This window comes from Glutamicibacter sp. V16R2B1, assembly GCF_005774635.1.
GTDB classification, from domain to species: Bacteria; Actinomycetota; Actinomycetes; order Actinomycetales; family Micrococcaceae; genus Glutamicibacter; species Glutamicibacter creatinolyticus.
The window spans coordinates 203,613-222,523 of sequence record NZ_VATX01000015.1; the positions used below are offsets into that span (position 1 = coordinate 203,613).

16 protein-coding genes are annotated in these 18,911 nt (G+C 66.6%); 7 read left to right on the forward strand and 9 right to left on the reverse strand.

All coding sequences use genetic code 11. The annotated features are described in order from the left end of the window. Window positions 1-89 precede the first annotated feature (89 nt). The gene (locus FDN03_RS10990; RefSeq protein WP_054821644.1) at window positions 90-1,517 is read right to left on the reverse strand and encodes an MFS transporter; all 1,428 of its coding nucleotides are present in this window, start codon (window positions 1,515-1,517) and stop codon (window positions 90-92) included. Window positions 1,518-1,912: 395 nt separating this feature from the next. Between FDN03_RS10990 and FDN03_RS10995 the strand changes: the two genes are divergently transcribed. From FDN03_RS10995 to FDN03_RS11005, 3 genes are read left to right on the forward strand one after another with little or no spacing between them, the layout of a single operon-like run. Next, the gene (locus FDN03_RS10995) at window positions 1,913-3,136 is read left to right on the forward strand and encodes an acetyl-CoA C-acyltransferase (protein WP_138176964.1); all 1,224 of its coding nucleotides are present in this window, start codon (window positions 1,913-1,915) and stop codon (window positions 3,134-3,136) included. A gap of 5 nt (window positions 3,137-3,141) precedes the next feature. Beyond that, window positions 3,142-3,936 (forward strand): enoyl-CoA hydratase/isomerase family protein, encoded by a 795-nt coding sequence (locus FDN03_RS11000; RefSeq protein ID WP_138176967.1) that lies wholly within the window; start codon window positions 3,142-3,144, stop codon window positions 3,934-3,936. Window positions 3,937-3,942: 6 nt separating this feature from the next. Continuing rightward, window positions 3,943-4,803, forward strand: coding sequence for a 3-hydroxyacyl-CoA dehydrogenase family protein (locus FDN03_RS11005; RefSeq protein WP_138176970.1), 861 nt, complete (start codon window positions 3,943-3,945; stop codon window positions 4,801-4,803). A gap of 92 nt (window positions 4,804-4,895) precedes the next feature. Here FDN03_RS11005 and FDN03_RS11010 read toward each other — a convergent pair whose 3' ends face one another. Next, window positions 4,896-5,777: an RIO1 family regulatory kinase/ATPase gene (locus tag FDN03_RS11010; protein WP_212743902.1), complete on the reverse strand. Its 882-nt coding sequence runs from the start codon at window positions 5,775-5,777 to the stop codon at window positions 4,896-4,898. A 141-nt stretch (window positions 5,778-5,918) separates the two neighbouring features. On the opposite strand from FDN03_RS11010, the gene FDN03_RS11015 reads away from it, so the two are divergent. Continuing rightward, window positions 5,919-6,665 carry a tyrosine-protein phosphatase gene (locus tag FDN03_RS11015; protein ID WP_249354515.1) on the forward strand — a complete coding sequence of 249 codons (747 nt, stop codon included), beginning with the start codon at window positions 5,919-5,921 and terminating at the stop codon, window positions 6,663-6,665. A 35-nt stretch (window positions 6,666-6,700) separates the two neighbouring features. Here FDN03_RS11015 and FDN03_RS11020 read toward each other — a convergent pair whose 3' ends face one another. After that, complete coding sequence (locus FDN03_RS11020) at window positions 6,701-7,057, reverse strand: hotdog fold thioesterase (protein ID WP_249354546.1); 357 nt, start codon at window positions 7,055-7,057, stop codon at window positions 6,701-6,703. A 186-nt stretch (window positions 7,058-7,243) separates the two neighbouring features. On the opposite strand from FDN03_RS11020, the gene paaZ reads away from it, so the two are divergent. Continuing rightward, window positions 7,244-9,367, forward strand: coding sequence for a phenylacetic acid degradation bifunctional protein PaaZ (paaZ, locus tag FDN03_RS11025; RefSeq protein ID WP_171021220.1), 2,124 nt, complete (start codon window positions 7,244-7,246; stop codon window positions 9,365-9,367). Window positions 9,368-9,570: 203 nt separating this feature from the next. On the opposite strand, the gene FDN03_RS11030 is transcribed toward paaZ, so the two are convergent. The 6 genes from FDN03_RS11030 to FDN03_RS11055 form a co-directional block, all read right to left on the reverse strand. Next, entirely contained in the window at window positions 9,571-10,251 is a 681-nt protein-coding gene (locus FDN03_RS11030; protein ID WP_138176979.1) for a nicotinamide mononucleotide transporter, read from the reverse strand. 179 nt (window positions 10,252-10,430) lie between these two features. Continuing rightward, window positions 10,431-11,048, reverse strand: a complete 618-nt coding sequence (locus tag FDN03_RS11035; RefSeq protein ID WP_138176982.1) for a TetR/AcrR family transcriptional regulator — start codon at window positions 11,046-11,048, stop codon at window positions 10,431-10,433. Window positions 11,049-11,157: 109 nt separating this feature from the next. Further along, window positions 11,158-12,477 carry an AMP-binding protein gene (locus FDN03_RS11040; protein ID WP_054821471.1) on the reverse strand — a complete coding sequence of 440 codons (1,320 nt, stop codon included), beginning with the start codon at window positions 12,475-12,477 and terminating at the stop codon, window positions 11,158-11,160. A 130-nt stretch (window positions 12,478-12,607) separates the two neighbouring features. Beyond that, a complete protein-coding gene (gene paaI, locus FDN03_RS11045) occupies window positions 12,608-13,048 on the reverse strand; it encodes a hydroxyphenylacetyl-CoA thioesterase PaaI (RefSeq protein ID WP_054821979.1) in 441 nt (146 codons plus the stop codon). 84 nt (window positions 13,049-13,132) lie between these two features. Continuing rightward, window positions 13,133-14,200, reverse strand: a complete 1,068-nt coding sequence (locus tag FDN03_RS11050; RefSeq protein WP_138176985.1) for a GNAT family N-acetyltransferase — start codon at window positions 14,198-14,200, stop codon at window positions 13,133-13,135. Continuing rightward, window positions 14,200-16,365: a S9 family peptidase gene (locus FDN03_RS11055; protein WP_138176987.1), complete on the reverse strand. Its 2,166-nt coding sequence runs from the start codon at window positions 16,363-16,365 to the stop codon at window positions 14,200-14,202. The genes FDN03_RS11050 and FDN03_RS11055 overlap by 1 nt, the downstream gene beginning before the upstream one ends. A gap of 303 nt (window positions 16,366-16,668) precedes the next feature. Here FDN03_RS11055 and FDN03_RS11060 point away from each other — a divergent pair, with 303 nt between their 5' ends. Both FDN03_RS11060 and FDN03_RS11065 read left to right on the forward strand, forming a co-directional pair. After that, window positions 16,669-18,066, forward strand: a complete 1,398-nt coding sequence (locus FDN03_RS11060; RefSeq protein ID WP_138177583.1) for an amino acid ABC transporter substrate-binding protein/permease — start codon at window positions 16,669-16,671, stop codon at window positions 18,064-18,066. After that, window positions 18,063-18,821: an amino acid ABC transporter ATP-binding protein gene (locus tag FDN03_RS11065; protein WP_138176990.1), complete on the forward strand. Its 759-nt coding sequence runs from the start codon at window positions 18,063-18,065 to the stop codon at window positions 18,819-18,821. The genes FDN03_RS11060 and FDN03_RS11065 overlap by 4 nt, the downstream gene beginning before the upstream one ends. The last annotated feature ends 90 nt before the right edge of the window (window positions 18,822-18,911 follow it).

An 18,911-nucleotide genomic window follows, 5' to 3' on the forward strand; every position in this document is an offset into this window, starting at 1 on the left:
GGGAACACGATCAAGCAGTCGTGTTCCCACCCCGCGGCTCGCCCTGCATGGGGCGTGGTCGTCCAGTGGGCCGGAGGCCCGGTGGGCGCCTAGGCCTGGGTTTCGGTGCGCGGCGGCACCTGGGCCAGGATGCCGGTGTCCAGGGCATCGGGGATCTCGGTGCCGCGCAGCGAAGCGCCGGCGGTTTCGGGCATGAAGCGGATGGCGACCATGCCGATGAGACAGGCGGCCATCATGTACACCGCCGGAATCAGCAGGAACCCGGTGGCGTCAATGAGCGCCTCGTTGGCCATCGCCGCGGTGCCGCCAAAGATGGCGGTGGCCACGTTGTAGGTGATCGCGAACCCGGCGAAGCGCACCTGGGAGGGGAACATCGCCGGGAAGGTGGCGGTGATGGTGGCCAGCTGCGGGATGTAGAGCAGGCCCAGCACTGCGAAGGCCACGATCGCCCAGGCGAAGCTTTGGCCCATCAGCCAGAACATCGGCAGGGCCAACACGAACAGGCCAATCACCGAGGTGTACCACATCGGCTTGCGGCCCACCTTGTCGGAAAGGGAACCGGCAAACGGGATCACGCCCATCATGGCGACCTCACCAATCAGGATGACCGCCAGCGAGGCGTTGGAGCTCAGCCCCAGCTGCTGTTCCAGGTAGGTGGGCATGTAGGTCAGCAGGGTGTAGTTGACCACGTTCAGCGCGATGACCAGGCCGGTCATCACCAGCATGGGGCGCCAGTATTCGCTGACCAGTTCTTTCAGCGAGCTGCCCTGCTCGACCTCGCCGGCCTCCTCCAGCTCCTGGAATACCGGGGTGTCCTCGATCTTGTTACGCAGGTACAGCCCGACCAGGCCCATGGGCAGGGCCAGGAAGAACGGGATGCGCCAGCCCCATGCCATCATGGCGTCCTCGGACAGCAGCAGCTGCATGCCCAGCATCACGGCAGTACCCAGGGCGAAGCCGCCCAGGGTGCCGAATTCCAGGAAGGAGCCGAAGAAGCCGCGCTTGCGGTCCGGGGCGTATTCGGCCATGAAGGTCGCCGCCCCGCCGTACTCGCCGCCGGTGGAGAATCCCTGGATCATGCGCAGCAGCACCAGCAGGACCGGTGCCAGCACGCCCACCTGCTGGAAGGTCGGCAGCGCACCGATCAGGAAGGTTGCCCCGGACATCATCAGGATGGTCAGGGCCAGGATTTTCTTGCGGCCCAGCTTGTCGCCCAGCGGGCCCCACACCAGCCCGCCCAGCGGGCGCACCAGGAAGGAGAGGGCGAAGGTGGCCAGGGCCATCAGGGTGCCGCCCTCGGAGGGGAAGAAGTGGGCAGTAATGTAGGTGACCGCCACGGCGTAGATGCCGTAGTCGAACCACTCGGTCAGGTTACCCATCGCCGATGCGGCCGTGGCCTTGCGGATCTCGCTGCGCCCGGCGGCAGTGTTCATGTCTGGGCCAATGTCCAGGTCCAGATCGGGAGTGAAATGTGGTGAATTATCGGAGTTATCTGGTTGGCTGCTTACCGGTGGCATTACTGCTCCGTCGTCGTTCAGCTTTCCGTCGACCGGATGCCCAAAACCGGTGCCCGCGGCACGGCCTTGGTAACGGTCCACGATCTGGAATCAGGTCCAGAGTCGGTCAAGCAGAAGAGACTACTTGGCGTTGCGGAAGATATCAAGGCTTTGACATGGAATTCTTTGCCTGTGGATTCAGATAAACCCCGTCTGACCTCACTAACTAGCCCTATACTGTTGCTTGGTTCACATTCGCGTTCTTGACCACCACATTGGCACAATGGGATTCTAATAGTGAACGAATGGTCGGTAAGTATTCAGGGGCGTTTCCCGCCCCTGTCCGGTCCGGCATTCCCAGCGTCCGGCCCGCACGGCGGGCGGGGCGCATCGGGCCAGCAGACAAAGGAGTTTTCATGACCGAGGCATTTTTGGTCGGTGGCGCGCGCACGCCCGTGGGCCGCTACGGAGGAGCGCTGAGTTCGGTGCGTCCGGATGACATGGCGGCGCTGACGATTCGCAGCGTCATCGAACAGGCCGGGATCGACCCCTCGGCCGTGGATGAGGTCATCTACGGCAACGCCAACGGTGCCGGGGAGGAAAACCGCAACGTGGCCCGCATGGCCTGGCTGCTGGCCGGGTACCCGGATACCGTACCGGGCATCACCGTCAATCGGCTGTGCGCCTCGGGCATGAGCGCCATCACCATGGCCAGCCACATGATCAAGGCCGGTGCGGCGGACATCGTCGTCGCCGGCGGGGTGGAATCAATGTCCCGCGCCCCGTGGGTCATGGAAAAGCCGACCAAGGCCTTCGCCAAGCCCGGCGCCACTTTCGACACCTCCATCGGCTGGCGCTTTACCAACCCGCGGTTCCTCTCCGGGGAACTGGCCCGCGAGGGCAAGGCCACCTACTCCATGCCCGAGACGGCCGAGGAAGTGGCCCGGGTATACAACATCTCCCGCGAGGACTGCGACGAATTCGCCTACCAGTCCCACCAGAAGGCCATCGCCGCGATCCAGGCCGGGCGCTTTGCCGAGGAAATCGTGCCGGTGAGCGTCAAGACCCGCAAGGGCGAACACGTGGTGGACACCGACGAAGGGCCCCGCCCCGAAACCTCCCTGGACGCGCTGGCCGGGCTGCGTCCGGTGGTCAAGGGCGGCAGCGTGGTCACCGCCGGCAACGCCTCCTCCCTGAACGACGGCGCCTCGGCGATCCTGGTCGTCTCCGAACGGGCCATCGAACGCTTCGGGCTGACCCCGCGCGCCCGCATCATCGACGGCCAGGCCGCCGGCCTGGCCCCACAAATCATGGGCATGGGCCCGGTGCCGGCCACCAACAAGGTGCTCGAGCGCGCCGGAATCGGCATCGATGAGCTGGGAGCCATGGAAATCAACGAGGCCTTCGCCTCCCAGTCCCTGGCCAGCATGCGCGAACTGGGCGTGGACGCCGGAATCGTGAACAACGACGGCGGGGCCATCGCCCTGGGCCACCCGCTGGGTTCCAGCGGTTCGCGCATCGTGATCACCCTGCTGGGACGCATGGAACGCGAACTGAGCGGAACCGGGCGCAAGCTTGGCGTGGCCACGATGTGCGTGGGCGTGGGACAGGGCACCGCGCTTTTGGTTGAGGGGGTCTAGTCCCAGTGAGCCTGAATGCCACAGACTTCACCACCTTACAGATCAGCGAGCGCGAGGACCGGCTGTGGGTGCGCCTGCACCGACCCAAGGTGCGCAACGCCATCGACCAGGTGATGGTCGATGAGCTGCACGCGGTGTGCAGCCACCTGGAGGCCACCCCGAAGGTGCTGATCCTGGCCGGTACCCCCGGCCAGGAACCCAGCGAAGAGCACCCCAAGGGCGTCAAGGGAATCTTCGCCTCCGGAGCAGACATCGCCCAGCTGCGCGAACGCCGGCGTGATGATGCGCTGGCCGGGATCAACTCCACCATCTTTGACCGGATCGCCAAGCTGCCGATGCCGGTCATCGCGGCACTGGATGGCTACGCCCTGGGCGGGGGAGCGGAATTGGCCTACGCGGCGGACTTCCGCATCGGCACCGAGGCGCTGCGCATGGGCAACCCGGAAACCAACCTGGGAATCATGGCCGCCGCCGGGGCCACCTGGCGGCTGAAGGAACTGGTAGGTGAACCGATGGCCAAGGAGATCCTGCTGGCCGGCAAGGTGCTCACCGGCAGCCAGTGCCTGCAGGCCGGGCTGATCACCGAACTGCATGCCCCGCAGCAGCTGCAGGCCGCGGCGGACGCGCTCGCCGACAGGATTTGCGCCCAGGACCCGTTGGCGGTGCGGATCACCAAGGCCGTGTTCCACACCCCGCGTGAGGTGCACCCGGTGATCGACACCCTGGCCCAGGGGATGCTCTTTGAGTCCCCGGCCAAGTTTAACCGCATGCAGGCGTTTTTGGATCGAAAGAAGAAGTAGGCGACGATGAGCAATTCCCTTCCGGCAACAGTAGGCGTGCTGGGCGGCGGGCGCATGGGCGCCGGCATCGCCCATGCATTTTTGATCAGCGGCGCCCAGGTGCGCGTCATTGAACGCGACGAGGCCTCGGCGGCCGCCGCCCGCGAACGCGTCATGGGTTCGGTGGACAAGTCACTGGCCCGCGGCACCCTGTCCGAAACCCGTGAGCAGCTCGGGGCCCGGCTGAGCGTGGGCACCGACTACCAGCAGTTTGCCGACTGCCAGCTGGTGGTCGAGGCCGTCCCGGAAATCTGGGACCTGAAGGTTTCCTCGCTGCAGGGTGTGGAAAAGGTCCTGGCGCCCACGGCGGTGCTGGCCTCGAACACCTCCAGCCTTTCGGTCTCCGGGCTGGCCGGAGAGCTGTCCCGCCCCTCCCGCTTCCTGGGCCTGCACTTCTTCAACCCGGTCCCGGCCTCGACGCTGATCGAGGTGGTGATCGGCAAGCAGACCGACGCCGAACTGGTGGACCAGGCCCGCGGCTGGGTTGCCGCCCTGGGCAAGACCGCAGTGGTGGTCAATGACGCCCCCGGCTTCGCCTCCTCCCGCCTGGGAGTGGCCATCGCCCTGGAGGCGATGCGCATGGTCCAGGAGGGCGTGGCCAGCGCCGAGGACATCGACAACGCCATGGTGCTGGGCTACAAGCACCCGACCGGGCCGCTGAAGACCACCGACATTGTCGGCCTGGACGTGCGCCTGGGCATTGCCGAATACCTGCATCAGGAACTGGGGGAGCGCTTCGAGCCGCCGCAGATCCTGCGTGAGCTGGTGGCCGAGGGCAAGCTGGGACGCAAGAGCGGCCAGGGGTTCTACGACTGGTCCCAGGACTAGAAGAGCCCAGGACACCGGAAACGGTCCACCAGGGGCGTGCTGCCTACGGCGGCACGCCCCTGCGGCGCTTAACCGGTGCCCGCGAGCCGGATTTAGCTGAACATCACCGCCAGCAGGCTGGTGAACAGCGCGTCCGGATCACGCTCCAGGTTCTTCGAAGCGAACCAGGCGCACAGATTCACGCAGTCCCGGTGCAGGTAATCCAGGCCATTGGCGTTGCCGGCCAAATCCACGCACTGCGGCACGTCGATCACCACCAGGCGCCGGCCGGCGACCAGGAGGTTGTAGGCCGACAGGTCCCCATGGGCCAGGCCGGCCGCCGCGAACCCCTCCAGGATCCGCACGGCTTGGTCCCACAGCTGCGGCAGCCGCTCATCGTCCCGGCGCAGCTGCTGCAGGCGCGGGGCCGCCAGCTGCGGGTGTTGCGGGTCGCTGATGAATTCCAACAGCAGCTCGGTCCCATCGATCTGCACCGGGTAGGGAACCGGGATCCCGGCCTGGTGGCAAAGGGTGAGGTAGTGGAATTCGGCGGCGGCCCATTGTCCGGCGGCGACCTGGCGGCCGTAGCTGGAATTGTTGCTCACCGCGCGGTTATCCCGTGAACGCCGTGCGGCGCGGCCCTCGCTGTAGGCCTGGGAGCGGGTGAACTGCCGGTGTTCGCTGGCGCGGTAGCGTTTGGCGGCCAGCAGGACCCGCCGCTGCTCGGTGGCGCGTTCCAGCAGATGCACCTCGGCCTCCTTGCCGGACTTGATCAAGCCCAGCTCGGTGTCGATGGCGGCCGCCTCCTCGATCAGCCAGGAAGGATACGGGCGCGGGCCGCGCGCACCCTTCTCAATGCCGGTCCAGGTGGAGTGGCGTTGGCTGGCGGGCAGCGGTTCCGGGCCGGATTCATCCCAGCGCCGCTGCCGGCGGCGGGTGGGTTCAAAAGGTTCGGCGGTGGGGTCTAATCGGTTTGTGGCAGAAGAGTGATACACAATCGGTCCTTGGAAAGACGGGACGGGGCATGGGGTGAAGTCAGAACAGCCATCGGGATCCCTCCTTGGAACAAATACCGATTGATGAAACTCAATCAGTTCATAGCGTAGCCTGAGGCGGCGTTGTGGTGCAATGGGAGCATGATGGAACCAGGGACCTACCGGCGCGGCGCCGGGGATGTAACGTGGGATGGATCGGTCAATGCCCGGCGCATTGCCGGCTCGGTCTACCGGATGGGCCGGCGCGAATGGCTGACCGAGGCCGGCTGGCGGCAGCTGCGGGAGTCCGGCGTGCGGCGGGTGCTGGATCTGCGCAATCCCGGGGAAAACAAGGCCCGGGCACTGGACCCGCGGGTGCGTCCCGATGCGCTGGAGGGCATCCGGGTGGTCAACCTGCCCCTGGAGGATGCCGGTAATGAGCGGTTCGCGGCCGTGGCCGTTCCGTACATGAACCACCCGTCGATGTATCGCCTGGTGTGCGAGGAGTTTCCCCACCGGCTGCGGGAGGTCTTCACCGAGCTTGCCGCGGGCGAGGGTGGGGTGGTGTTGCACTGCTCGGCGGGCCGGGACCGCACCGGATTGGTGGCCAGCCTGCTGCTGGCCCTGGCCGGGCGTGGCGATGAGGTGTTGGAGCAGGACGCCCTGGCGACCCGCGGCATCAATGAATGGCACCGGGTCAGCGGGTACCGCCACCCGCACGAAAGCCACCTGCCCGACGGAAAACTGGCTCCGATCCTCGCCAGCCGGGCCGCGGCGCTCAAGGAGTTCATGCGCTGGGTGGGTGATCCGCAGGAGTTCCTGCTCCGCCTGGGCCTGTCCGAAGCCACGGTGCAGCGGCTGCGCCAGGTGGTGTCGCAGGCCCAGGCGGACTCCCGTCCTGGCCGCTAACCGCCGCCGGCGCCCCGGCCATTGGCGAGAGGCGTCTAGTGGGCGGGTCTGTCCACCACCAGGTTGGTGATGCGCAGGGTGCAGATCCGGCGGTCCTGATCATCGGTGATGATGACCTCGTGGCTGGTGAGCCGTCGCCCCAGTTTGATCGGGGTGGCGGTGATGGTCACCTCGCCGCCGGTGGCCGAGCGGTGATGGGTGGCATTGACATCCACGCCGACCACCACCTTGCCGAAGGTCGAGGCGAACTTCACGGCGGCCCAGGAGCCCACCGCCTCGCCCACGGCCAGCGAGGCCCCGCCGTGCAGCAGGCCGAAGGACTGGGTGTTGCCGGCCACCGGCATGCGCCCCACGACGCGCTGCACGGATTCCTCGATGATCCGCACGCCCATCTTCTGATCCAGCTCGCCCAGTTCGATCGTCCAGGGCTCCTGCGCCTCGGGTTGCGGCGAGCCGGGCGCAGGGGTGGCGCGGGGCGCATTCTGTGACATGGCGGACCTTTCAAAGTGTTGGCTATCACGCAATACTGTTACTCTTAATCCTAATACTGACCGATCGTTCAGGAAGGAATTGTGTCGATGTCGACTGCCCAAGCCACTGTGGTGCCTAGTTTCATCGCCGGAGAATGGATCAGCCCGCAGGCCGAGGGCGGCACGCAGGTGCTCGATGCGAACACCGGCCAGCCCGTTGCCACCGTCAGCGCCGGAGCGCTGGACGTGGCCGGCGCACTGGACTACGGACGCACCGTGGGACAGCGTGAACTGTCCGGTCTCTCGCTGCACCAGCGCGCCCTGAAGCTCAAGGAATTGGCGCTCTACCTGAACGAGCGCCGCGAAGAGCTCTACGAGATCTCCTACCGCACCGGTGCCACGAAGATCGACTCGATGGTCGACATCGATGGCGGCATCGGGGTGCTGTTCACCTTCTCCTCCAAGGGGCGGCGTGAACTGCCCAACTCCAATGTGATCCTGGATGGGCCCACCGAGCCGCTGAGCAAGGACGGGTCCTTCATCGGCACCCACATCTTCACTCCCATGGCCGGGGTGACCGTGCAGATCAACGCGTTCAACTTCCCGGTCTGGGGAATGCTGGAAAAGTTCGCCCCGGCCTTCATCGCCGGGGTCCCGACCATAGTCAAGCCCGCCAGCCCCACCGGTTACCTCTCCGAGGCCGTGGTGCGCATGATGCTGGACTCCGGACTCCTGCCCGACGGCTCGCTGCAGCTGCTTTCCGGTTCGGCCCGGGATCTGCTGGACCACATGGACTACCGGGACATGGTGGCCTTCACCGGGTCGGCCGCGACCGCCAACAAGCTCAAGGCCCACCGCAACGTGGTGGATGGCGGGGTGAAGTTCACCTCGGAAACCGACTCGCTGAACGCCGCAATCCTCGGCCCGGACGCGGTCGAGGGCACCGAGGAGTTCAACGCCTTCGTCAAGGCCGTGGTCAGCGAGATGACCAGCAAGGCCGGGCAGAAGTGCACCGCCATCCGCCGCAGCATCGTGCCCGAGCAGCTGGTTGACGCCGTCATCAAGGCCGTCGGCGAGCGCATCGAGGCCCGCACCGTGATCGGCGATCCGCGCGTGGAGGGCGTGACCATGGGCGCGCTGGCCTCCCTGGATCAGCTGCGCGACGTGCGCCAGGCGGTGCAGGACATGCTGGACGCCGGTGGCGAGCTGGCCTATGGCTCGCTGGATGCCCCGCGGGTGCGCACCAGCGGCGAACGAACCGAGATCGCTCAGGACGGGGCGTTCATGGCCCCGGTGGTGCTGCGCTGGTCCGATCCGGCCAACCCGATCCTGCACTCGCGTGAGGCGTTCGGCCCGGTCTCCTCCGTGGTCGGGTACCGCAGCCTGGATGAGGCGGTGGAGCTGGCCGCGCAGGGCGCCGGCAGCCTGGTGGCCACGGTGTGCACCAATGACCCAGAGGCGATGCGTGCCCTGACCCTGGGCATCGCCGCCCACCACGGGCGCGTGCACATCCTGAACCGGGAAACCGCCCGCACCTCCACCGGACACGGATCCCCGGTGCCGCACCTGGTCCACGGCGGGCCGGGACGCGCCGGCGGCGGCGAGGAGCTGGGCGGCATCCGCTCGGTGATGCACCACATGCAGCGCACCGCCGTGCAGGGCTCGCCGAACATGCTGACCGCGCTGACCGGGGTCTGGCACACGGGGGCGGACCGGCAGATCGCCGGCAGCGCCAAATACGGGGCGCAGCCAGGCAATGTGCACCCGTTCCGCAAGTCGCTGGCCGAGCTGCGCATCGGTGATGCGCTGGCCTCGGACCTGCGGGAGGTGACCTTGGCGGAGATCACCGCTTTCGCCAATGAAACCGGGGACACCTTCTACGCGCACACGAACCAGAAGGCCGCCGAAGCCAACCCGTTCTTCCCGGGCATCGTGGCCCACGGCTACCTGCTGGTCTCCTGGGCCGCGGGACTGTTCGTGGAACCGGCGCCGGGGCCGGTGCTGGCCAACTACGGGTTGGAGAACCTGCGCTTCATCACCCCGGTGGGGGCGGGGGACTCGATTCGGGTGACCCTGACCGCCAAGAGGATCACCCCGCGCGTCACCGACGAGTACGGGGAAGTGGCCTGGGATGCGGTGCTGCACAACCAGAATGACGAGATCGTGGCCACCTACGATGTGCTGACCCTGGTCGAAAAGCAGAATTCCACCTACGCCAACTGGACCGACTAGTTCCCCGGTCCGGCTGCCCAACTGGGGCAGCCACCCAGTGGCCCGCCGCCGGCACATCATGCGCCGGTGGCGGGCCGCTGGGCTTTGGTCTTCCGCGGTGCGGTGAATCCGCAACGAGCTGATGCAAAGAACTCCCCGCCAGAACCGCCGCCCCCAAGGGGCAGCAGGTTCCGACGGGGAGTTCTTTCCCTGGGCGCTAACGGCTAGGGTTGGCTCTCCAGCGCGGCCTCGGCGGCAGCGTCGGTGCGCCGCGGCAGCTTGCGCCATGCCCACCAGCCGTAGAGCGAGGCCAGGACCATGAACACCCAGGTACCCAGCAGGGCTAGGGCCGGGTTGTTGCTGAAGATCGCCACCACGTAGGCCAGCGAGCCAAGGGCCATGAGCAGCCAGCCCGGACGCCAGCCGCAGGCGATCAGGACGAAGGAGGTGATCACCAGCGCCTCGGCCAGGAAACTGACCCAGATCACCGAGGTGCCGGCGGTAAAGGCAAAACCGCTGGTGAGCATCTCACCCAGGTGCAGCGCGGTGAGCACCGCCACCAGGACGACGCTCAGCGCCCAGGCGCCGGGACCAAACGTGCCCAGGGTGACCTTCCGGGTGAACTTTCCCTGGAATTCATAGCGGGAGAAGCGCCACAGCCCGAAGGCCGCGAGGATGAAGTAGGGCAGCGCGTAGATCAGCAGCTTCAGGTCGTACTGCAGGGCAATGACCAGCGGCCCGGCGAAGACCGAGAGCATCTGTGCCCACCAGCCCAGGTCGTTGCGGTGCGCCAGCAGCAGGCAGGCAATCACCGAGAGCAGGGCGCTGAGCGAAAACAGGGCAACCTGGGTCCCGGACTGGGTGCCCGGCAGCTGCGAGAAAAGATTAAAGAATAGTTCTTCCACGACACTACTTAGCTAGTTCGGCAATGATAGGGGTCGGCGGGCGCTGCCTGCCGGCGGGGCACGGAGGATCACCCGGTCCGGGACCGGGCCCAGCGCATCACCATGCACCTTCACGATGCTATATCTGAAACCTGTGAAGCAATCTCAGCCGGCCACCCGGGAGCTGGCACCCCGGGGCGCTAGGGGCGCTGGACGTGCAGCCCGTCAAAGACCATGGAAATCGCGTGCTGCTCCAGGCCTGCGGCGGTGATCACACCATCCTCCCGGTACCAGTCGACGACCGAGTTGATCATGCCGAACAGCAGGCGGGCGGTGGTGCGTGGCTCCAGGTCCTGGCGCAGGGAGCCTTCCTGCTGGGCCAGGGTCACCAGTTCTGCCAGCTTGCGGTCCACCGCGCGGCGGCGCTCCAGGGCAGCGCGTTCCAGGGCGGTGTTGCCGCGCAGGCGCAGCAGCAGGGTGACATAGGAGCGCTTGGCAACCAGGATCCGCACGGTGGCGCGCAGGAAGTATTCCAGGCGCTCGTCGGCGCTGCGCCCGTGGGTGTGCTCGTCCTCGACCACCGCCTCCAGCGGGATCAGGGCCTCATCCAGGGCCAGGCGCAGCAGGTCCTCCTTGGAGGGCACGTGATGGTAAATCGCGGACTTGCTGATCCCCAGCCGGTCGGCGAGCTTGCCCATGCTGGTGGCGTCATAGCCGTGGAGGTTGAAAAGCTCCACCGCGATCGCCAGCACGGAGTCCTGGTCGTAGCCGGGCCGGCCCCGACGGGCGGAGACGTTAACTGTTTCGGTTTCAGACATGATTCCTCGATTATCCCATTACGGAAGACAAAAACGGAGTGTGGGCGCAAACACCGGTTTGCCCCCACACCCCGTTGTGGCCGTACCCGCCGGGTGGCGGATGCGAACGCTACAGGTTGCGCATGTCGTAGATGCGCTTGAGCTTGCCCATGGAGCGCTCCAGGGTCTCGGGCTCAACGACCTCGATGGCGCAGCTGGAGCCAATGTGGATCTTGATCAGCGAGGCCAGTTCCTGCCCGGCGGTGGAGACCTCGTGGGCGGTCGCGTCACTGCGGCGCTCGACCTTGACCGCCAGCTGGTCCATGCGTCCGGGACGGGTGAGCACCAGCTGGAAGTGCGGGGAGAGGGCCGGGACCTTCAGGATCAGTTCCTCGATCTGGCTGGGGAACAGGTTCACCCCGCGCAGGATGATCATGTCATCGCTGCGCCCGGTGATCCGGCCCATGCGGCGGTGCCCGGGCCGGGCGGTGCCGGGCAGCAGCCGGGTCAGGTCATGGGTGCGGTAGCGGATGATCGGCAGCGCCTGCTTGGTCAGCGAGGTGAACACCAGTTCGCCGTGCTGCCCGTCGGGCAGCACCTTGGTTTCGTCGTAGGCGTCCAGGATCTCCGGGCGGAAGTAGTCCTCCCAGATGTGGCTGCCGTCCTTGAGCTCATTGGATTCCCCGGCCACTCCCGGACCCATGACCTCACTGAGGCCATAGATGTCGCAGGCGTCTAGCCCGAACATCTCCTCCAGCTCGTGGCGCATCTCCTCGGTCCACGGCTCGGCGCCAAGCACCGCCACCTTCAGCGAGGTGCCGCGCGGATCCAGGCCCATGCGCTGCATCGCATCGCCAATGGTCAGCAGGTAGGTGGGGGTGCACAGGATGGCGTCGGGCTGGAAGTCGTGGATCAGGGTAATCTGCTTTTCGGTCTGGCCCCCGGACATCGGGATGACCGTGGTGCCCAGCTTCTCGGCCGCCGCGTGGGCGCCCAGTCCGCCGGTGAACAGGCCGTAGCCGTAGGCGTTGTGCACCTTCCAGCCCGGCTTGACCCCGGACAGGCGCAGGCAGCGGGCCCCGAGTCGGGCCCAGTCATCCAGGTCCTTCTGGGTGTAGCCGACCACGGTGGCCCGCCCGGTGGTGCCCGAGGAGGCGTGCAGGCGGGCGATCTGGTGCTGGGGTACCGCGAACATCCCGAACGGGTAGGACTTGCGCAGGTCCTCCTTCTCGGTGAAGGGGAACTTGGCCAGGTCGGACAATTCCTTCATGTCCCCCGGGTGCACACCGGCCGCGTCGTACTTCTGGCGGTAGTACGGAACATTCTGGTAGGCGTAGGCGATGGTTTCCTGCAACCGGGTGAGCTGGATCGATTCGATCTCATCCCGGCTCATCAGTTCCTCGGGATCCAGCGGGTTGGGCAGCTCTTCGCGTTCGGGGTTCTGGGTCATGCTCAAATCTTTCGTTCGTGATGTGGTGGGGCCGTGCGCACCGGCGGACCGGTGCGGGGGAGCCAGACTGCCCGGGCTTTTGCTGCGCCGCCTTCGGGTGGGACGCCCCGGGGCCTGGTCGGGCGCGGTGTCAGGCCGGCTTGGGGATGGTGCGCGAACGGCCGCGGAAGACGGCCAGCAGTTCCTCGTCTCCCTGCGGGGTGTCCTGGGTGACTCGGATGTCGTACACGCCGCTGCGGCCCTGTTGGGCGACCCGCTGTCCGTGGGCGGTCAGCGTGCGTCCGGGAATGCCTGGCTTGAGGAAGTTGATGTCCACCCCGGAGGCCACCGTGATGGTTTTGTCGCTGCCCTCGGCCGGGTTGCAGCTCAGGGCGAAGGCCGTATCGGCCAGGGCGAAGACCATCCCGCCGTGGGCGATGCCGAAACCGTTGAGCATCTCCTTGCGCAGTTGCATGGTGATGGTGGCGGTGCCGTCCCCCAGCTGCAGCACTTCAATGCCCATCCATTCGGTGGCGTAGTCATTGGCCAGGATGGCGTGGGGGAGGGACTTTTCGACTTGTGTTTCGCTCATGGGCACCCCTGCAGGAATTATTTACCGAACGATCATTAGGTAATAATGAATTGTGACTCAAGTCAAGTCGGGGTGTCTACTGTTTCACGCCGTGGTGGGCAAAGAGTCTTCCGGGAATCCGTGGACGATTTGCTCCAGCAGGCCCAGGATGAACGGCTCCTTGATCCGGTTGTAGTCCATGACCAGACCCTGGTGAGCGGTGCGCTCATTGAGTTGGCCGGCCGCGTCGAGCTTGGCCCGAGCGTACGCCCGCCGCATGGCCGGGTCGGAGCGCAACCGGTCACGCAGCAGCACCATCCGGCAGTGCTCGGCGCTGCCCAGCGCGAAGAGGTGGATATTGGCCTCCAGCGTGCTGCCGGTGGCCAGCTGCTTGAACAACCGGTGCTGGTGCCAGCCCGGCTCCCGCAACCAGAACAGCAGCCCGGCCGCGCGCAGCTGCGGCACGTAGGAATCCTCGTCCCGCGGATCATCCACCAGCAGGTTGATGTCAATGACCGGCTTGGCCGCCAGCGCAGGCACCGAGGTCGAGCCCACATGCTCAACCACCTGCGCGGTGGCCCCCAGGGCCCGGCGCAGGCGCTCGGCCAGCTGCTCAAAGTGCTGCGCCCAGCCCGGGTCGGCGGGCACCACCTGGATGCTGCCCGGGGCCGGTGCCCCGTCAAGATACTGAAGCCCCGGATCGCCGGTGGGCCGCTGACGCAGGGCGGCCGGGTGCGCCAGCGTGCACCAGTAGCGGGTGGCCGCGGGCCAGCGCGGATCCCGCGGCGCCCGGGAAACCAGAAAGCCGCGGGCCCGGTAGAAGCCGATGGCGTCATCATCCGTGGCGGCCACCACCGTGGCCTGCTCGGCCGTGCGCAGCGCCTGCACCAGGGCCGAAGCCACCTGGCGGTGCTGCGCCTGCGGCAGCACCGCCAGGTATTCCAGTTCCACACACTGCCCCGGACGGCGCCGGTAGGCGGCCAGGCCCACCAACTCTCCGGGGGAGGCAAACGCCCCGAGCAGGTGCAGCTGCGCGCAGTGCTGCACCAGGCCCTGCAGCCGTGCCGCGTCCGGTGGGTCCGCGGCCAGTCCAAGCAGCCTGGTGAACGCCGGTTCGGCGCACCACCGGGCATGCTCCAGCCACTGCAGTTCCACCGGCCGCGGGGAGCTCATCAGCTGTTCCCGGCCGGGTTCAGCCCCAGGGCATCGAGGGCGAACGCATAATCCCACGCCCGGTTCTTCCAGCCCTCGTAGCGGCCGGAGGCACCGCCGTGCCCGCCTTCCATCTCGGTCTTCAGCACGATCGGCTTGGTGCCGGTGCCCACCTCACGCAGCTTCGCCACCCACTTGGCCGGCTCCACATACAGCACGCGGGTGTCGTGCAGGGAGGTGACCGCGGCGATGCGCGGGTAGGGCACCGGGCGGATGTTCTCATACGGGGAGTAGGACTTCATGTACTCGTACACCTCGCGGTCCTGGATCGGGTTGCCCCATTCCTCCCACTCCAGGGCCGAGAGCGGCAGCTCCGGATCCAGGATGGAGGTCAGCGCATCCACGAACGGCACCTGGGCGATGATGCCCGCGTACAGCTGCGGGGCGAGGTTCGCGACCGCGCCCATCAGCAGCCCGCCAGCCGAACCGCCCAACGCCACGATCCGCTGCGGGTCGGCGATGCCCTTCTCGATCAGGTAGGTGGTGGCGTCCACGAAATCGGTGAACGTGTTCTTCTTGTTCAGCTTCTTGCCCTGCAGGTACCAGTCGCGTCCCAGTTCGCCGCCGCCGCGCACGTGGGCCACCACGAACACCACCCCGCGGTCCAGCAGGCTCAGCCGGGGGATGCCAAAGCCCGGGTCCATGGACATCTCATAGGAGCCGTACCCGTAGATGAGGGTGGGCTGCGGGCGGGAGAGATCCACATCCACCCGGTGCATCACGGTCAGCGGGATCTGGGTCCCGTCCGCGGCGCTGGCCCAGTGCCGGGTGGCCCGGTAGTTGGCCGCGTCATAGTTGTTCACCGGGGTCTGCTTGCGCAACAGCAGCCGGTGGTCCTCCAGGACCAGGTCATAGACCCGGGCCGGAGTGAAGTCCGAGGTGTAGGCGATGCGCGCGACCGGGGATTCCAGGGAGGCGAACACCGGGGAGGCGGTGAACAGCTGTTCCTCGAACTGCGGCTCCAGCACCGGCTGCTGGGCGTCGGTGCCCAGCCCCTGCAGCGGCAGCAGCTCCACCCGCTCGCAGGTGTCCCGGCGCACCGAGAGCACCAGGTGGGTGGCGGTGATCAGAGCGCCCTCGCATTTGACGGTGGGCCGGTGCGGCACCACATCGGGCCACTGCCCGGGATCGGCTGCGGCACCGAGCTGATCGCGGGGCACCAGGGAGATCCGGTTGTTCGGTGCCTGGTGGTCGTGGGTAATCAGCACCTCGTCGGCGCGCTCGCCGGGCAGCAGGTCCACCGCGTGCAGCAGGCGCAGGGAACGGTCCACCAGCAGCTGGACCTCGGCGGCCGGATCCCGCAGATCCAGCACGCTGGTCTCGGAGTATTCGGAGTTGCCGCTGGAGATCAGCAGGTGCTCCCGGTCGGCGCTGAGCTCAAAGCCCAGCCACATGCCCGGGTCATCTTCCTGGAAAATCACCGCATCCTTACTCGGGTCGGTGCCCAGCACGTGCGCCCGGATCTGGTGGGGGCGCCAGGTCTCATCCACCACGGTGTAGAACACGCGGCGCGAATCGGGGGAGAAGGCCAACCCGTAGAACACGCCCTCGATGGTGTCAGCCAGCAGCTGCCCGGTCTGCAGGTCCTTCAGGTAGAGGGTGAAACGCTCATCCCCGGTGGTGTCCACGCAGTAGGCCAGCAGGTTGCTCGTCTCATTGATGGCCATCCCGCCCAGGGCGAAGAAGGATTCGCCCTCGGCCAGCCGGTTGCCGTCCACCAGCACCTGCTCCCCGGGCAGCTCGGCGGCCGGGTCAATCACCGGCGGGGTCCAGTCCGCCTCCAGGTCCCCGGTGTCCGTGGCCTTGACCCGACTGTGGATCAGGTAGGGCTGGCCCTCCACGGAGCGGGTGAAGTACCACCAGCCGCGGCGCCGGGTGGGAACCGACAGGTCGGTTTCCACCGTGCGGGACTTGATCTCATCGAAGATCTCCTGGCGCAGCTGCTCCTGGTTTGCGCTGATCGCCTCGGTGTAGCGGTTCTCGGCCTGGAGGTGCTCGATGACCTGCGGGTTCTGCTTCTCGCGCAGCCATTCATAGTCATCGGTGAAGGTATCACCGTGGTGGGTGCGGGTGGTGGGGCGCTTGGCGGCCACCGGGGGGTACGGGATCTTCGATTCGGAATGCATGATCCCATCTAAACCCACCATCACCCTGCCGGGGATGGATCTAGCCCTGCGCGAACCGGCGCGTCGCCCCGGCGGGAGGAACGCCAAAGCGCGGCGGGTACCTTCTACTCACCGATGGCTTTAGGCTAAAGCAAGGAGGTATGACCCAGCTAACAAGCACAACACCTTGGAACCGCACCTTGGAAGAAAGAGTGAAACTTGGTGACAACTACACAGAATTCTGCGCGGCCAGAGCAACTGCGACCGCGCCGGGCCAGCGGCCCGCGGCAGTGGCGCCGCTGGCTGGCCAGCACCCTACTGGCCATGCTGGCCCTGGTCATCGGCGTCCCCGGCGCCGTGGCCCAGCCCGAGGACGGCGTCGAGGGCAAAACCTTCGTCATCGGCACCGACACCACCTTCGCCCCCTTTGAGTTCCGCCAGGGCGGGGATCTGGTGGGCATCGACATGGACCTGCTGCGCGCCATCGCCGAGGAGGAGGGGTTCAATGTTGAGATCCGCTCTCTGGGCTTCAACGCGGCCCTGCAGGCGCTGAGCTCAAACCAGGTCGACGGCGTGATCGCCGGCATGTCGATCACCGACGAGCGCAAGGAAGTCTACGACTTCTCCGAACCCTACTTCGAGTCCGGCATCCAGATGGCCATCGAACGCGGCAACGAGGACATCAAGGGCTACGAGGACCTCAAGGGCAAGACCGTGGTCGCCAAGACCGGCTCCGAGGGGGAAACCTTCGCCAAGTCGATCGCCGACGAATACGGGTTCGAGGTCAAGTCGCTGGACCAGTCGGCCACCATGTATGAGTCGGTCAAGGCCGGCACCGCGGTGGCGGTCTTCGATGACTATCCGGTGCTGGCCTACGGCATCGCCCAGGGCAACGGGCTGAAGACCGTGACCGAGAAGGAGCCGGCCGGATCCTACGGGTTCGCGGTGAACAAGGGCAAGAACTCCGCGCTGCTGGCCGCCTTCAATGACGGGCTGGCCAAGCTGAAGGACAGCGGGGAGTACGACAAGATCCTGGACTCCTACCTGGCCGATCCGGCCGCCTCCAGTTCCGGCGGCTTCTTCGATCTGCTCAAGCAGTCCTTCCCGGCCCTGATGATGGGTCTAAAGAACACCCTGGTGGTCACCGGGATCTCCTTCGTGGTGGCGATGGCGCTGGGTCTGCTCTTTGGATTCCTGAAGATCTCACGCAACATCTTCGCCCGCGGACTGGCCACCGGCTTCATCAACCTCTTCCGCGGCACCCCGATCCTGGTGTGGGCGTTCTTCTTCTACTTCGGTCTGGCCCAGCTGATCGGGCAGAGCGTGAACATCTGGGTGGCCGGCGTGCTGACCCTGTCCCTGAACGGCGCGGCCTACATCGCCGAAATCGTGCGCGGCGGCGTGCAGTCGGTGGACCCCGGACAGCTGGAGGCCTCCCGCTCGCTGGGCCTGGGATACGGCAAGTCAATGCAGAAGGTCGTGATCCCGCAGGCCTTCAAGATCATGACCCCGTCACTGATCAACCAGCTGATCATCATGCTCAAGGACTCCTCACTGCTGCTGGCCATCGGCTTTGGCGAACTGCTCTACCAGGGCCAGCAGATCTACGCGGCCAACTTCCGGGTCACCGAGACGCTGCTGATCGTGGCCGTGATCTACCTGGTGGCCATCCTGGCCCTGACCAAACTGGCGAACTTCGCCGATCGGAGGTTTAACAAGTGAGTGAAGTCAGCGAAAAGCGGTCACGCCAACCGAAGATCCAGGTCGAGGGGCTGCGCAAGTCCTTTGGCAGCAACGAGGTGCTGCAGGGCATTGACCTGCAGGTGGCCGAGGGCGAGGTGGTCTGCGTGATCGGGCCTTCCGGGTCGGGCAAGTCCACGCTGCTGCGGTGCCTGAACAAGCTGGAGGAAATCACCGGCGGCACCGTGGTGGTCGATGGCTTTGACGTCACCGACCCCAAGGTGGACATCAATGAGGTCCGCCGCCACGTGGGCATGGTCTTCCAGCACTTCAACCTGTTCCCGCACATGTCGGTGGCGCAGAACATCATGCTCGCCCCCGTGGAGCTGCGCAAGATGTCGCGTTCCGAGGCCCGCACCCGCGCCCTGGAGCTGCTGCGCCGGGTGGGGCTGGAGGAGAAGGCCGATGCCCGCCCCGCCTCCCTCTCCGGTGGGCAGAAGCAGCGTGTGGCGATTGCCCGCGCGCTGGCGATGAGCCCGGGCATCATGCTCTTCGACGAGGCCACCAGCGCCCTGGACCCGGAAATGGTCGGTGAGGTGCTGCAGGTGATCAAGGAACTGGCCGATGAGGGCATGACGATGGTGTTGGTCACCCACGAGATGGGCTTTGCCCGCGAGGTGGCCGACCGGGTGGTGTTCATGGCCGACGGAGTGGTGTGCGAGGAAAACGTCCCCTCCGAGCTGTTCGGCAACCCGCAGCAGGCCCGCACCCAGGACTTCCTGTCCAAGGTGCTCTAACGGCTGGCTGCCGCCACACAGACGGCGCCCGTTCCGGTGTCCTGGCCCTTGGGGCCGGAGACCGGGGCGGGCGCCTTCGTGTTGGGAGGC